12 protein-coding genes are annotated in these 13,617 nt (G+C 39.6%); 7 read left to right on the forward strand and 5 right to left on the reverse strand.

Translation table 11 applies throughout. The features are described from left to right. Window positions 1–32: 32 nt before the first annotated feature. The 5 genes from J8L85_RS15565 to J8L85_RS15585 form a co-directional block, all read right to left on the reverse strand. On the reverse strand, window positions 33–890 hold the full coding sequence (locus J8L85_RS15565; RefSeq protein WP_211018806.1) for an endonuclease/exonuclease/phosphatase family protein: 858 nt from the start codon (window positions 888–890) through the stop codon (window positions 33–35). A gap of 24 nt (window positions 891–914) precedes the next feature. Then, window positions 915–2,648 (reverse strand): RagB/SusD family nutrient uptake outer membrane protein, encoded by a 1,734-nt coding sequence (locus J8L85_RS15570; protein WP_211018808.1) that lies wholly within the window; start codon window positions 2,646–2,648, stop codon window positions 915–917. An 11-nt stretch (window positions 2,649–2,659) separates the two neighbouring features. Continuing rightward, entirely contained in the window at window positions 2,660–6,157 is a 3,498-nt protein-coding gene (locus J8L85_RS15575; RefSeq protein ID WP_247656702.1) for a TonB-dependent receptor, read from the reverse strand. 74 nt (window positions 6,158–6,231) lie between these two features. After that, entirely contained in the window at window positions 6,232–7,158 is a 927-nt protein-coding gene (locus J8L85_RS15580; RefSeq protein WP_211018810.1) for a FecR family protein, read from the reverse strand. Between the two features lie 63 nt (window positions 7,159–7,221). Beyond that, complete coding sequence (locus J8L85_RS15585; RefSeq protein WP_211018812.1) at window positions 7,222–7,842, reverse strand: sigma-70 family RNA polymerase sigma factor; 621 nt, start codon at window positions 7,840–7,842, stop codon at window positions 7,222–7,224. Between the two features lie 359 nt (window positions 7,843–8,201). Here J8L85_RS15585 and J8L85_RS15590 point away from each other — a divergent pair, with 359 nt between their 5' ends. From J8L85_RS15590 to J8L85_RS15620, 7 genes are all read left to right on the forward strand, one after another. Further along, window positions 8,202–8,615 (forward strand): hypothetical protein, encoded by a 414-nt coding sequence (locus J8L85_RS15590; protein ID WP_211018814.1) that lies wholly within the window; start codon window positions 8,202–8,204, stop codon window positions 8,613–8,615. A 56-nt stretch (window positions 8,616–8,671) separates the two neighbouring features. After that, a complete protein-coding gene (locus J8L85_RS15595) occupies window positions 8,672–9,643 on the forward strand; it encodes an NAD(P)-dependent alcohol dehydrogenase (RefSeq protein WP_211018816.1) in 972 nt (323 codons plus the stop codon). Between the two features lie 58 nt (window positions 9,644–9,701). Next, window positions 9,702–10,052, forward strand: coding sequence for a tRNA-binding protein (locus J8L85_RS15600; protein ID WP_211018819.1), 351 nt, complete (start codon window positions 9,702–9,704; stop codon window positions 10,050–10,052). A gap of 152 nt (window positions 10,053–10,204) precedes the next feature. Then, complete coding sequence (locus J8L85_RS15605) at window positions 10,205–11,608, forward strand: hypothetical protein (protein ID WP_211018821.1); 1,404 nt, start codon at window positions 10,205–10,207, stop codon at window positions 11,606–11,608. A 66-nt stretch (window positions 11,609–11,674) separates the two neighbouring features. Further along, the gene (locus J8L85_RS15610) at window positions 11,675–12,259 is read left to right on the forward strand and encodes an ASCH domain-containing protein (protein ID WP_211018823.1); all 585 of its coding nucleotides are present in this window, start codon (window positions 11,675–11,677) and stop codon (window positions 12,257–12,259) included. Between the two features lie 151 nt (window positions 12,260–12,410). After that, entirely contained in the window at window positions 12,411–12,794 is a 384-nt protein-coding gene (locus J8L85_RS15615) for a hypothetical protein (protein WP_211018826.1), read from the forward strand. 229 nt (window positions 12,795–13,023) lie between these two features. Further along, window positions 13,024–13,596 carry a hypothetical protein gene (locus tag J8L85_RS15620; RefSeq protein ID WP_211018828.1) on the forward strand — a complete coding sequence of 191 codons (573 nt, stop codon included), beginning with the start codon at window positions 13,024–13,026 and terminating at the stop codon, window positions 13,594–13,596. Window positions 13,597–13,617: the final 21 nt, after the last annotated feature.

Here is a 13,617-nt window from a genome sequence, read left to right on the forward strand (position 1 = left end):
GCCCAACAAGATGGGCGGCACTCAAAAAAATATTATTGGAAACGCGCATCTACCATAATGGGAAAATGATCGGAGATATATGTATCTCCTCTTTGCCCATCTATCGTGTGGTGTTTTAAAATATCTACATCTTCACTAGTAAAAATGTAATCTATTCGTTCCCTCTCTTGGTCGGGCTCCAACATAAACCCGTTAAAGGTATAATAAGGACCGTATACCATTTTTGCCCGCGTCTTACTATCCAATATCTTCGCATCGTTCTCTTTCTGGCTCAATAGTTCAGTATAAGGTGCCGCCGATGGCGGAAAGTTAAAATCGCCACTGACCAAGAACGGTTCGTCCTTAGCTATCTTTTGAACCATTTTTTTCAAAAGCTTTGCACTTTCTAAACGAGCGGTTTCCCCTTTATGATCAAAATGGGCATTAAAAAAGTAGAACTCCTTACCATTGGCCAGATGTTTCAGCTTTACCCATGTTATAATACGTGGCAAGGCGGCATCCCAACCTTTCGAATTCACCTTGGCGGGCGTTTCAGACAACCAAAACGTACCACTGTCCAATAGGTCAAAGGTTGTTTTTTTGTAAAAAACAGGGCAAAACTCCCCTTCGTTACCTCCATTTCTACCTATGCCCACATACGCGTATTGCGGCAATCTTGCTACCATATCGTTCAACTGACTTTCAATTACCTCTTGGGCTCCGAAAACATCTACCTCAAAAAAATTGATGCTGCTACAAAGCCAGTCGCGTCTATTTTCCCAGATATTGATTCCGTCCTTAGGACTAGCGTATCTGATATTAAAAGTCATTGCCTTTATATCGGTTTCTTTTTGGGCATACATACCCAAAGAGCAGATCATAAAAACAAACATTATAAATCTTGAGATCATCTTTTTCCTTTTTAATGGTTCAAATTATTCCCAGCCAGGGTTTTGGGTCAGGTTTGGATTCAATTGTAATTCTACCCTTGGGATAGGATACAGGTAATCTCTTTCCTCGTCAAAAGACCTTGTATTAAAATCGGGTTGGGGGTTGATCAGGTTATTTTCATCAAAAAATACATCCGAATCAATTTTGATATATTGTACACCCGTCATTTGTCCGGCTGGATCATCCCCTTCAAACAACACTACATCAATATTACCGTCCGAATCCAGATCGTACTCCCCGGCTCCTGGAAAATACATACCCCTTAGCGGTTGGATCAATGTTTGGCCAGATTTCCACCTAACTATATCGTCCCACCTAAAGTTTTCCATATAAAGTTCTATTCTACGCTCTCTTCTAATTTCTAGAATCACCCCTTTGTTGGCTCCGGTTACGGTAGGGTATTGATCTTCTAAAAATGAATCGGGATCGCTATTGGCATCGCTTAAGTTCATGGCGGGCATACCTACTCTATTACGCAACAATTGTATGGATAGATCCAAATCGGATTGTTCCAATGTTCCCAATTCCGCTTTCGCCTCTGCATAATTCAACAAAACCTCACCGAACCTTAAAATGGGTAAATCTCCAATAGACTCGTCATAAGTATCATAAACAGGTTCTGTAACGTACTTGGTAAGTTGATACCCGGTCATGGTAGCACCCAAATTAGGAACCAACGCCATACTTTCACCTTTTCTGGTATATCCGGGAGTTCTTATGGTCTGCGACAACCGTGGATCCCTATCCTGAACCTCATCGGTAAAGAACATTTGATCATAACCTGCATTGTCCGTAAACCTAGATCCATCGGCCATTAAATAACTGTTCACCAAATCTTTGGGCATTCCGGGTCTACCGTACGAAGAAGTTGTAGTGTAATAATTTACATTATGGTCTACTGCCACGGTCTGTGAAAACTGCCTGCTCAAAATAACCTCTGCGGTCTGGGCATCGTGCGAGTTGAACAGGTTCATGTAATCCTCTGCAGTGTTTCCTGTGCTATACACCGCGTATGGGGAATCTTCCATTAGCTCCAAGGATGCATCCACGGCAGCGTTCAGGTACTTCTCGTACCCAGAAATAGCACGATACTTCTCATAGGTTCCCTCATATAGGCCTACACGAGATTTTAGGGCCAAGGCACTGTATTTGGTAATACGGTATGCCTGTACCTCTTCGTTCAAATTATCAATGGCGCGGTCCAAGTCTTCCAAGATCTTATCCGTAATAAACTGCCTGCTTTCCCTTGGCGCCTGAAGACTTTCGGTATCGTCCGCCTCAATAGTACCTTCATAGTAAGGCACTTCTCCAAATCGCTTTAATTTTTCAAAATAAAAGTATGCCCTAAAAAAATAAGCAACCCCGCCATAATGCAATTTAGCCGCTTCATCTTCACATTTCTCGTAATTTTCAAGAAAGTAATTAATATCCCTAAGATATTCCCAATCCCATCCACCACCGGTAGTGGGTACGGTTCTAGCTCCGCGCATCTCTTCGCTCAAGGTAGTAGCTATGATATTATCGGCCCTTTCATCTCCGTCGTATATAGATGTACTCGGAAACATTCTATAAAATCCGTTGGTGTACAGTTCCAAGTCACTAGACTTTAAAAAGAACGTGGATGGCGTTACGTCCGACAGGGGTTCCTTGTCTAAAAAATCGTCACTACAACTGCTGACTACCAGCATGCAGATCAATATTAAATAATTAAATTTCATAATGTATATTTTTAAAATTGTAATGAAACACCTAGTGAATAAATTTTTGAAAATGGCACGCTCTGCGCCGTACTTCTGTTCGTGGAAGTAGAAGGCGAGTTCAGGTTAATGGAGTTACCAGCAGCCTCAGGATCTATATAATCGGTGAGTTTGGTAAATGTCAATAGATTTTCTCCACTAAAATAAATTCTCAACTTACTTAACGGCAAGCGGTCTATAACCTTGGCCGGTAAGGTATACCCCAAGGTGAGGTTCTTCATTCTTAGGTAAGCGATGTTCTGCAAATACCTATTGTTTACGGCACCTAGGGCATCACTATCTGAAAGGGCTATATAACCGAACAATCTAGGGTAATATGCATCTGTGTTTTCTGGGGTCCAAATATCATTGACCAAATCTTTTCTGATGTACGAATCGTAAGGTCTGTTGTACATGGCCCAAAATAATCTGGAGTCTCTGTGTGGATACCAATCTTGCTTTCCTACCCCTTGAAAAAAGGCGGATAGATCAAAACCTTTATAATCGGCATTTATCTTAAAACTATAAAGATATTGTGGTGCCGTATTACCAATGACCCTACGATCACCAGGGTTGTCCAAGGTATTTTCACCCTCGTCTATGACACCATCGTTATTTAGGTCGTTATATTTAACATCTCCGGGCTGCAGCCCCCCAGCGGCCACAATTCTATTGGACACCCTTGTTTGATCTGCATGTGCCGCAACTTCTTCTTCCGATTGAAAAAGGCCGTCTACATCATAACCCCACAACTCACCTATGGTCATACCCTCATAATAATCCAATAAACTATTGGTAGGATTATCAAATCTGGTAATCTTGGTCTTAGAGTTGGACAAAGAACCTACGATTGAAAAACTGAAAGTGTCCTTACCAAGTTCAAAAGAATCATGATACCCCAAAGACCATTCAAACCCGCGGGTTCTTAGATCGGCCGCATTTTCTTGTGGAGAGGCAGTACCCAATACACTTGGCAGGGTAGCACCTTGGGTAAGCATACCTTCGGTATCTCTTTGAAACCAGTCGAAATTTGTGGTCAACCTATTCTTAAAAAATGCAAGGTCCACCCCAAGGTTCAAGGTCTTCACCTCTTCCCAAGTTATTTCCTTCGGATTTAAACTAGGTGATTCTATATAGTCCAAGGTGCTTCCATCTATGGCATACCCCGTATCTATATCTTTGTTCAAAGTTGGTATGTAGGCATAATCATCTATATTCTGATTTCCCAGAGAACCGTAAGATGCCCGTAATTTAAATTGATCTACAACATGACTTTCTTTTAGGAAATCTTCGTTGGATACGATCCATCCTGCGGATACGGAAGGGAAGAATCCCCATCGGTATTCCGACGGAAATCTTGAAGACCCATCATACCTACCGTTCAATTCCAAAAGATATTTTTTCTTGTAATCGTAAGACAGCCTATAAAAAAGTCCTTGCAGTCCCCATGCCGAAGCACTGCCCGTAGCCTCCGCATTGGAAGTTGCCAAGCCCAAAGAATTAAGATCATCGGATATACTGTTCAACTTACTGGCCTGTATATTCTTGATTCCGTATGACTCTTGGTTGAAACCTACCATGGCACTCACAAAGTGATCTGATAACTGTTTTCTGTACTCGCCATAGATGTTAAAAGCATTGTAGCTAGCCTGGCTGTTGTACTCCGTTAACCGATCACTGCCCATAACACCCACCTCATCGGTAAATATGGAATAGGGTATTCTGGTAGATCTTTGGTACCTGTTGTAGGTCATTTTTCGCAAGGCATAGCTCGCCGTTATTTCCATACCCTCGAAAGGGGTAACAATGGCCGTAGCGATATTCGAAAACTCTTGATTATCGGTTTCCTGTTTTGATTTGCCATGCAAAAGAGCTGCATATACCCCATCACCAACGGTATAATTATTTAGCTCGGTTCTCCAAAGGGCATTACCATCTGGATTAACGGGAACGTAGGCGGGCAATGCATGTACCCAGATAAGGCTGCTCCACGGATCGGAATAATTGCCGTACTGGCTTCCGCCATGTTGTAAGTCGTTAGAGCGGTTGTATTGCATGTTATTACTAAAGGTCAACCATTTTTTGGCCTCCACTTCTAATTTACCCCTTACATTGTACTGCTTATAAATATCATCCTGTACCTTAAGAATTCCGGTAGATTGGTAGTTTCTATAAGAAAAGAATGTTCTTACTTTATCCGACCCACCTGAAAGGGAAACATTGGTTATATTGGAAGGCGACGTTTTTCTAAAGAAGGTGTTCCACCAATCGGTGGCCCCATAATGTACATACTGTTCTCTACCGTTACGCATATCGGTTACGACCCTTGCCTTTGATGGGTCTTGCGACACCTCTAAAAGAGCCGCATAATCTTGTTCGGTATATCCGGTATACGATCTTCCTACCGCGGTTCTAAAAGCTTCGTCCACCAGCATGGTAGACTCATAGGGATCGGTTAAGAAATCGGTATTCATTGTGGGCGAGCTAAAGGCCGTGGTGTGGTTTACGTTGATCGTAAAATCTCCCTTCTTTGCTTTTTTGGTCGTTACCAAAACAACCCCAAATGCACCTCTTGCACCATAAACGGCAGAAGCACCGGCGTCTTTAAGAACACTTATCGATTCTATATCATCGGGATTAAGACTGTTGATATCACCTTCTACCCCATCTACCATTACCAAGGGCGAACCACCATTTATAGTAGTAAATCCACGAATATTGATAATGGGTGCATCTCCCGGTTTTCCGCTGGACTGCACAATGTTCAACCCAGGACTGGCCCCTTGCAATGCATTGGCGGCATTGGACAACGGCCTGTTTTCTATGGTAGAAACATCTACCTTGTTAACGGCATCTATTAGCTTCTCTTTACTCTTTTTACCGTAACCGACAACCACCACTTCTTCCAAAGCATTGGCATCGGGCTGTAATTCTACCAAAATATTCGACCCGGTCGTGGTGTTAACCTCCTGTGTTTCAAAACCAATGTAAGAAACAAGAATGGTGGAGGCAGCCCCTGCCACCTTGATGGTAAAATTACCGTCAAAATCGGTCGTGGTACCATTGGTGGTCCCTTTTTCCATAATAGTGGCTCCCGGCAACGGATTGCCCTCATCATCTATCACCGTTCCTTGGATCACCCTTTCTTGTTGGGCTGTACCCTTATCGGAACTTTGTGCGACCAGTACTTGTTTCTCGTTTACCTTATAGACAAAATGTGCCTTTTTTGCGAGCTCTTCCAACACTTTTACCAACGGACTATTTTCTTGAACGACCGAGTATTTTTCTTTACTACTCAGTACAAATTGCCCATAATTAAACTCATAATCCGTTTTCTCTTCCAGCTCGGAAAAAATATCTACGAGCCTAGCATCTTTAAGTTTAATACTTATATTTGGCCCGCTTGAACTGCCAGAGGCATAGGCCCCTACGACGAATAGGAGGGCCAACATGGACAGTTTAGGTTTAAAAAAATTAAATTCTATTTTCATATTAAGTGTTGTTTATTTTTTGACATTCGACGCTTACATCGGAGGGGTCTGTGGCAGCAGACCCTTCTATTTTTTTATTGGTTTTTAAATTTGGCTTCTATTTCATTCTGTGGAGTTTTGGTTAATTCTAATTCAGTGATATAGTTGATTTTATCTATTACCTCTGCTAAGGTTTCGTCTTTAGAGATAGACAATGTCATTTGAACGGCTTCAATGTCGGTGCTAAGGAAATGTATGTTTACCCCATACCTCTTTTGTAGAAATACGGCCAAGTCGGTCATTTTAACCCCTTTAAATTCTACCTTTTCCTTATACCAAGAAGTATAGAGATTGTGGTCTATTTCCGATCTCTGTAAAGATTTGGACCTTGTATCGTATACCACCTTTTGGTTGGGGCTTAGCTGCACCGCGTTATCCGCGTCCGAAACCTGTACTAGGCCCGTAGCTACGGTAACATGTACCGCACTATCGGTTTGCTTTATATTAAAACTAGTGCCCAAAACCTTGGTGCTAAGGTGTCCAGTTTGTACAACAAAGGGTTTTTGTTCGTTTCTGGCCACCTCAAAAAAGGCCTCACCTTCCAATTCTGCCTGGCGTATACCTTTGTAATCATTGGCAAACCGTAAAGAACTATTCGTATTCAGGGTTACCCGACTACCATCTTCAAGCGTAGCTACTTTAAAAGTTTCTGTTGTATTGGCAATTACAATTGTCCGTGGAAAAACCGTGTTGTAGAAAAATCCGGCAAGTCCTAAAAGGATAGCCAATGAGGCCGCTACCCTCATCCATTTCCATTTAGAAATGCTTTTCTTGGTCCGTGCCTTTATAGTACGATAGATCTCTTTCTTGATCTTTCTCTGCTCCTCCCCAGATTTAAAGGCGCGCCCTTCTGTTTGAGAAATAGCAAAGTCCTCAAAATCACGTAAGATTTTTTCCTCTTCGGGCGTTGTCTCCCCTTGTAGGTATCTATCTAAAAGATCGTTAAATTGTTTATCGGTCATTTTCTGTGTTCTACCCTTATATACCAGAACACGGTGACCACACGTAAAAGAAAATCGATTTTTTTAAAAAAAAGAAAAACAGAGCAGAAGAACAGATATGGTAAGCTCTCGTTTTATTCGCACTATGGCGTTTGAAATATGGGTTTCTACGGTTCTTTGGGATATATTCAACATTTTTGAAATTTCGGCGTTCGCCAAACCCTCTTGTCGACTCAAACAAAAAACCTGATTGCATTTTTTGGGGAGCCGGTCTACCGCTTCCCCTATTTTCTCAGCCGTTTCTTTTTCATATATTTTTTGCAAAGCACCTTCCGACTCCGGTGTTTTTAACTGCTCTAAAAAAAGTTCGGTAACAGTACTTGTCTTGGTCGTATCCCTTAAGGCCTTAAACACCTTAAACCTTGTAGCCTTCATCATATAGGCTTCAATATTCTGGTTTTGAACGGTACTTCGCCTTTCCCATAGATCGATCCATACTTCTTGCACAATATCTTTAGAAACCGCTTCGTCACGTAAAATACCAAAAGCCAGTACGTACATTTTTTTCCACAACTTGCCATATAGGATTCGAAGCGCCAATTCGTCAGAATCTTTAATTCGCTCCATCAATTCGTAGGAAGAAATCCGATTTATATCGTGTTCGTGCATGGACACAAATAAATCAAAAATCCATCTACGGGACATTAACTAAAAGTAAAGATTAAATTATGTACATATTATAGATATCCTCTTATATACAAGCATCATCTTATGACCCAATAAAAAATTAATGACCATAATTTACATAAGACAAATAAGTTGTGTATTTCTGTATGACAGTATCAAACACGTTAATTGGTGATAAAGGCCAACATTCTGACCCGTTTTTAATTTGAATATACAATCCGAGCCTAAACCTTTAGTTTATTCCAAATACTCCGAAATAAATAACCATAGCAATAATTTATGGGTTATTTTAGATATGTGGTTGTAACCAACCCTATATAACCGTTTGTTTTTTGCGATACCACCTTCACAATTAAACAATCGTAAAAAAACAAGAAATGAAGAACTTAGTAAAATACTGTTTGCCAATGGTACTATTACTGGTACAAAGCAACATAAGCGCCCAACAAAAAATGGAAATACAGTTTGGAGAACCTTTTACATTATTGAACAATGTAAGCACTACCATCGGTGATAAAGACCACCCTATGATAATAGAACTTACCGATTTTATGGAAGAATGGGGCTACGATGCTCCCCCGGAAGTGGAGAATCGCAACTATTATTCCGATGTACTGTACACCATAAAGATCAAGGCAAAAGAAACTGAAAAAGATATCAGTTTTTATAGTTCAGAGATTAATCAAGAAGGTGATTTTAGTGTCGATTTAATGGACTATAAACTCATTATACTATCAGACAATTACCAAAATTCATCTGCATCCATAGAAATGATAATCAACCATTTATAGCATCGCACACACTCAAGGCGCGATCGTTATATCATAGTAGACAATAATCAATAAAAATGAAAGCATCGATCCGTAGAAACTATTGTTCCCCTAGACAAATAAAAGTTGAGGAGGTAGAAAGACCTATTCCAAAAGACAATGAAGTATTGATAAAGGTCTATACTACTACCGTAAACAGGACAGATTGCGCCAACCTTACCGCCAAACCGTTTATTATGAGGTTTGTTCTTGGCCTATTTAAACCAAGAAAAGTTATAATAGGAACGGATTTTGCAGGAGAAGTAGTCGCTATTGGTGCCAATGTCAAATCTATTCATATAGGCGATATGGTATTTGGCTTCAATGATACCGGAGCCGAATCACAAGCTGAATACATGACGGTCGCTTCGCAAAATGTTTTTCCAATTCCGAAGAACATTAATTATAAACAGGCGGCCGCAAGCTTAGAAGGCGCACATTACGCCTACAGCTTTATACATAAGGTGAAAATTGAATCGGGACAACATATACTGATCAATGGCGCAACCGGGGCCATTGGTTCTGCCCTATTACAATTTGTTAGACAATATGACGTAAAAATAACCGCCACCACAAACACAAAGAACGTTCAACTTATACGAAGTCTGGGTGCCGACAAGACCATTGATTACACCAAAGAAAATTTCACCGATAAAGACGACACCTATGATTTTGTCTTTGATACGGTAGGCAAAAGTACTTTTGGAAAGTGTAAACCCGTACTTAATAAAGAAGGGGTGTATATCTCCTCTGAATTGGGTCCGTATTCCCAGAATGTTTTTTACCCTTTGCTTACCTACATAACAAACAAAAAAGTAATTTTTCCTGTACCCTTTGATAGTAAGAAAACGATACCCTACATCAGTAATCTCTTGGAAACAGGAAAATTTAAGCCGGTAATCGACCGCGAATATCAATTAGATGACATAGCAAAGGCCTACGAATATGTAAGCAAAGGAGAAAAAACGGGAAACGTTTTAATAAATATCGCAAAAAACCACCTTGCTTAAACACAACTTAACCAACTATCATATAATAAACCTTACGATTACTTTATAAAATACAACCATGAAAACGATAGAAAACCAACAATTGACCTGGAACGAGTTTATGAAAGTTGAAATGAGGGTAGGCACTATTATTACCGCCGAAGAATTTAAAGAGGTAAGAAATCCGGCCTATAAAATGACCATCGATTTCGGGGAATTGGGCACAAGAAAAACATCTGCCCAGATCACCAAGCTATATTCCGTTAACGAACTAATAGGAAAGCAAGTAATCGCAGTGGTCAACTTCCCTCCCAAGCAAATAGCAAATATGATGAGCGAATGTTTGGTCTTGGGCGGTATCGGCGACAATAAGGAAGTAACTTTGATACAACCCGAAAGAGCGGTAAAAAACGGAACACGGATCGGTTAAAAAACATCGAATATCAATTAATGCACTTTTCTTATTTTCTGTTAATAAAATCGCACAAAAAAACTATCTTTAGAATCGACCAGTCCCCCTACAATATATCACAGCAACCCATTTTAGCCTATATTTCGGGCTTTATAGTAAAACTTGACGATATGAAACCATATGTAACAAGGCTGCTCATAGTAATGCTCCTCCCCTTCGCCCACATAACCGCCCAAGATAAAATACCCTTGCTATCGGGAAAAGTGGAAATCTCCATTTCGCAAGGCACTTTTGAATGTGACCTTACCTTGAGCAATATGCCCCAAATCGACGATTATTTTATCCGTATAAATTCGGGAATGAACATACTTCACATGAGAAGTAAAAAGCCCAACGATTTTCTTGTCTATTATACTAAATCGCTTAAAGATAGCCTTTCTACAGGTGAAAGTAATGCTTACTATTTTAGCGACAATACCGGAGAGGGCAAGTTTCTTCCTGAGTCCATCCAATTCAAATATGTAGGTAAGTATCCTGTAGTAAAAGACACCTTACAAGATTACAGTGTAGAAGATTGGAAGGGAAACATCGCATTTAATCACAACTCGACACGTTCAGATGGTTTTCAATCTGCCTGGTATCCTATTTTATATAACATCACCAACGACAAGCTATTCCATAAAGTAACCTATGATATTGAGCTTACCTGTACGGACTGCACTACTCTGTATATTAACGGTAACAAACCTGTTAAAGCACAATCTTATAATTTTAAGAGCGACATACCGCGTGAATTGACCCTCTTTTGCGGCAACTACGATTTTACTTCGCTGAACAACACCTATTTTTTAAATTCGGGTTTTACTCCTGATGAGATACAAGAATTTGGAAACCTTATAAATTCCTATAAAAACTTTTACGTTAAGAACATAAATATTCCTTTTGACCAACCGGTCAGTTTTGTACAGACTTCCCCAGTTTCTAAAAACAATCAATGGATGTTCGTCTCATATCCCACTATTATGAGCATTGGCTGGCAAAACGGCCTAAAGAGCGTGGTAGATCCCTATTTTCGAAATTTTTACCAGCCCTTTATGGCCCACGAGCTAGGGCACTTCTATTTTGGAACCCATAGAGTTTTTAATTCTGAACTTGGGGATATGATGACCGAAGGTTTTTCAGAGTTTTTATCTTTAATATTGACTGAAAACATTATTGGTGAAGACGTTTTTAAGGAAAAGGTACATGAGAAAATTGAAAACTTAAAAGATTTTAATGCAACGCCCTTTGGCAAGATAAAATCACAGTCAGAATACAACAACAGGCAATTGTATGTTTATAATTATGCCCCAATAATATTTTTGGCTATCGAAAAAAAAATTGGGGAAAAGCAAATGTGGCAATGGATTCATAAAATATTGACCACGCCCACCCAGTTTACCGATTACGATTTTCTTATTACCACATTACAGCAAACACTCACCGATACAAACAAAGTCAACACCTTAAAAACCCTTTATTTAGAGAGTCCAAAATCGCTTGAAAATGCAATCAGCACAATCGGTATAAAATAACGGCCATCCATAACAGCGGGCCTATAATCGGTATGTACAAACACTACTAGCTGCAACATTAAAACTATGAAAAACCTGACGATTGCCCTTTTATTCATCTTTATTGGCTGTAAAAGCGAAACCAAAACAAAAACAGCGGAAGAAACACCAGCAGTCCCCCAAACGGAGGCACAAAATGGGGTTGACAAATCGGTATATGAAATGTGGAGCGACTATGTAACCGCAAATCCGCAATCGGAAAACGAGGAAATACCCGAATCCGATTTTTTTCATGACAATGAAAAAGATGCAAATAGGTTGGCAGAATTAACCTTACACGGAAAAAAGAACGCTTCTTCGGGACTTCTTAGTCTCTACAAAAAATATAAGGTGGATTTGCCAAAAGTGGGCGCCAAACAAATTGTAACCGATTATAACGGGAAGGCGATAGCGATCATCGAAAATAAAAGTGTGGACATTGTTCCGTTCAATAAAATTTCAGAAGCATATGCCCAATCCGATATGGGGACCGACATAGCACCTCTTAAAAAGTGGAAGAAAACACATTGGAATTTTTTTAAGGCCATCTTAGAGGAAAGCGGTGACAGTCCTACAGAAGAAATGCCAATTGTCTGTGTAAGGTTCAAGACCATATGGCCCGTTAACCCATAGTTGGCAAACCATAGTTACAAAAAACAGAAAATCTACAGATTCGATCGTTTGGTCGCCTACAGCCTTTACTCACTAAAAATGTAGGTCTACACACGACCGTTATTACCTAAATACCCTATTTTTAAGAACACGCTCGGTAATTCATATTTTTATGTCTCGCTATTATAAAAAAAAAGAACTGATTGTGGTCAGGGCCAGAATTAGATCTACCATAAAAAACTCCGGTTTTTTTGTAAAAAATTTATGGAAAGTAGTAGGATTCGGAATCTTTTTCGCCATCTGGGCACCTACATATGTTAGCGTAGATCAATTGGGTAGAAGTAAATCTGCCATGGAAACAAGCGGTCTCGAATATAAAGAGCTTGTAATACTAACGGCCGTACTCTATACTTTTTTTTCATTTTTGGCCCACTTTATCTGGCAAAAACAAGATAGAAAAAAGCTAAACAGATTGGAACAAAGAAAACGTGAACTGGAAAAGGAACTGGGTCTTGGCATAAAAAAGACGAAACAAGAAACACAACAAAAACCTTAAACAATCAGCGAAACAAAAAACCGTTCACCAACCGACCCTTCATAACACTGCCATAAAACCACCAGAATATCATTAATTGTTAAAAACCTCATTTATAATTAATTTCAGGTGGTTAATATAATTCAAAAGCTTACGCCCCAACTTTTCTATCTTTGATAAAAAAGTACTTTACACTTAGCTACAATACTGAAAACAAGTATCTTAGCAAATTATTTTAAACAAACCGCGAATGAACAAAATTATCATACTAACACTTTTCATGCTTACCGGATTGGTATCCTGTAAAACTTCTGAAAAGAATTTTGATAAACTTGAAATTGCAAAAAAATACTACAAGGCACTAGACGACTCAGACGATTCTGAAATTGCAAATATATTGTCGGACACCATTTTGATCAGAGAAAACGAATATGATTACGAGGAAGTTTTTCCTCTAAAAAGATATGCCGAATGGATAAAATGGGATTCCGTTTTTAACCCAACCTACGAGGTTCTTACCCTAGAGGAAGAAAATGGAACGGTAAGGGCAAAGATTTCTAAAATGGACAAAAGAATATCATTTCTACACAAAGGACCGATCGTAACCAATGAAACCATTTTTTTTGACGATGATAAAATTAACAGGGTCGAAAAAACCAAGTACCTGATATTTAACGAAGTAATATTTGTAAAAAACAGGGACGAGCTGGTAGACTGGATCAAAAAAAATCATCCTGAATTAGACGGATTCATAAACGATCAGACCAAACAAGGGGGATTAAATTACTTAAAGGCGATAGAGCGCTACGAAAAAGCCCATTAAAGTATCCTAAACCAAAAATGG

The organism is Maribacter sp. MMG018, assembly GCF_018100785.1.
Taxonomy (GTDB): Bacteria; Bacteroidota; Bacteroidia; order Flavobacteriales; family Flavobacteriaceae; genus Maribacter.

Coding starts and splice junctions, on each gene's coding strand:
- J8L85_RS15585 (WP_211018812.1), bottom strand. CDS start 7,842: ATGTCCCGTAGATGGATTTTTGATTTATTTGTGTCCATGCACGAACAC.
- J8L85_RS15565 (WP_211018806.1), bottom strand. CDS start 890: ATGATCTCAAGATTTATAATGTTTGTTTTTATGATCTGCTCTTTGGGT.
- J8L85_RS15595 (WP_211018816.1), top strand. CDS start 8,672: ATGAAAGCATCGATCCGTAGAAACTATTGTTCCCCTAGACAAATAAAA.
- J8L85_RS15615 (WP_211018826.1), top strand. CDS start 12,411: ATGTCTCGCTATTATAAAAAAAAAGAACTGATTGTGGTCAGGGCCAGA.
- J8L85_RS15575 (WP_247656702.1), bottom strand. CDS start 6,157: ATGAAAATAGAATTTAATTTTTTTAAACCTAAACTGTCCATGTTGGCC.
- J8L85_RS15600 (WP_211018819.1), top strand. CDS start 9,702: ATGAAAACGATAGAAAACCAACAATTGACCTGGAACGAGTTTATGAAA.
- J8L85_RS15605 (WP_211018821.1), top strand. CDS start 10,205: ATGAAACCATATGTAACAAGGCTGCTCATAGTAATGCTCCTCCCCTTC.
- J8L85_RS15620 (WP_211018828.1), top strand. CDS start 13,024: ATGAACAAAATTATCATACTAACACTTTTCATGCTTACCGGATTGGTA.
- J8L85_RS15590 (WP_211018814.1), top strand. CDS start 8,202: ATGAAGAACTTAGTAAAATACTGTTTGCCAATGGTACTATTACTGGTA.
- J8L85_RS15570 (WP_211018808.1), bottom strand. CDS start 2,648: ATGAAATTTAATTATTTAATATTGATCTGCATGCTGGTAGTCAGCAGT.
- J8L85_RS15580 (WP_211018810.1), bottom strand. CDS start 7,158: ATGACCGATAAACAATTTAACGATCTTTTAGATAGATACCTACAAGGG.
- J8L85_RS15610 (WP_211018823.1), top strand. CDS start 11,675: ATGAAAAACCTGACGATTGCCCTTTTATTCATCTTTATTGGCTGTAAA.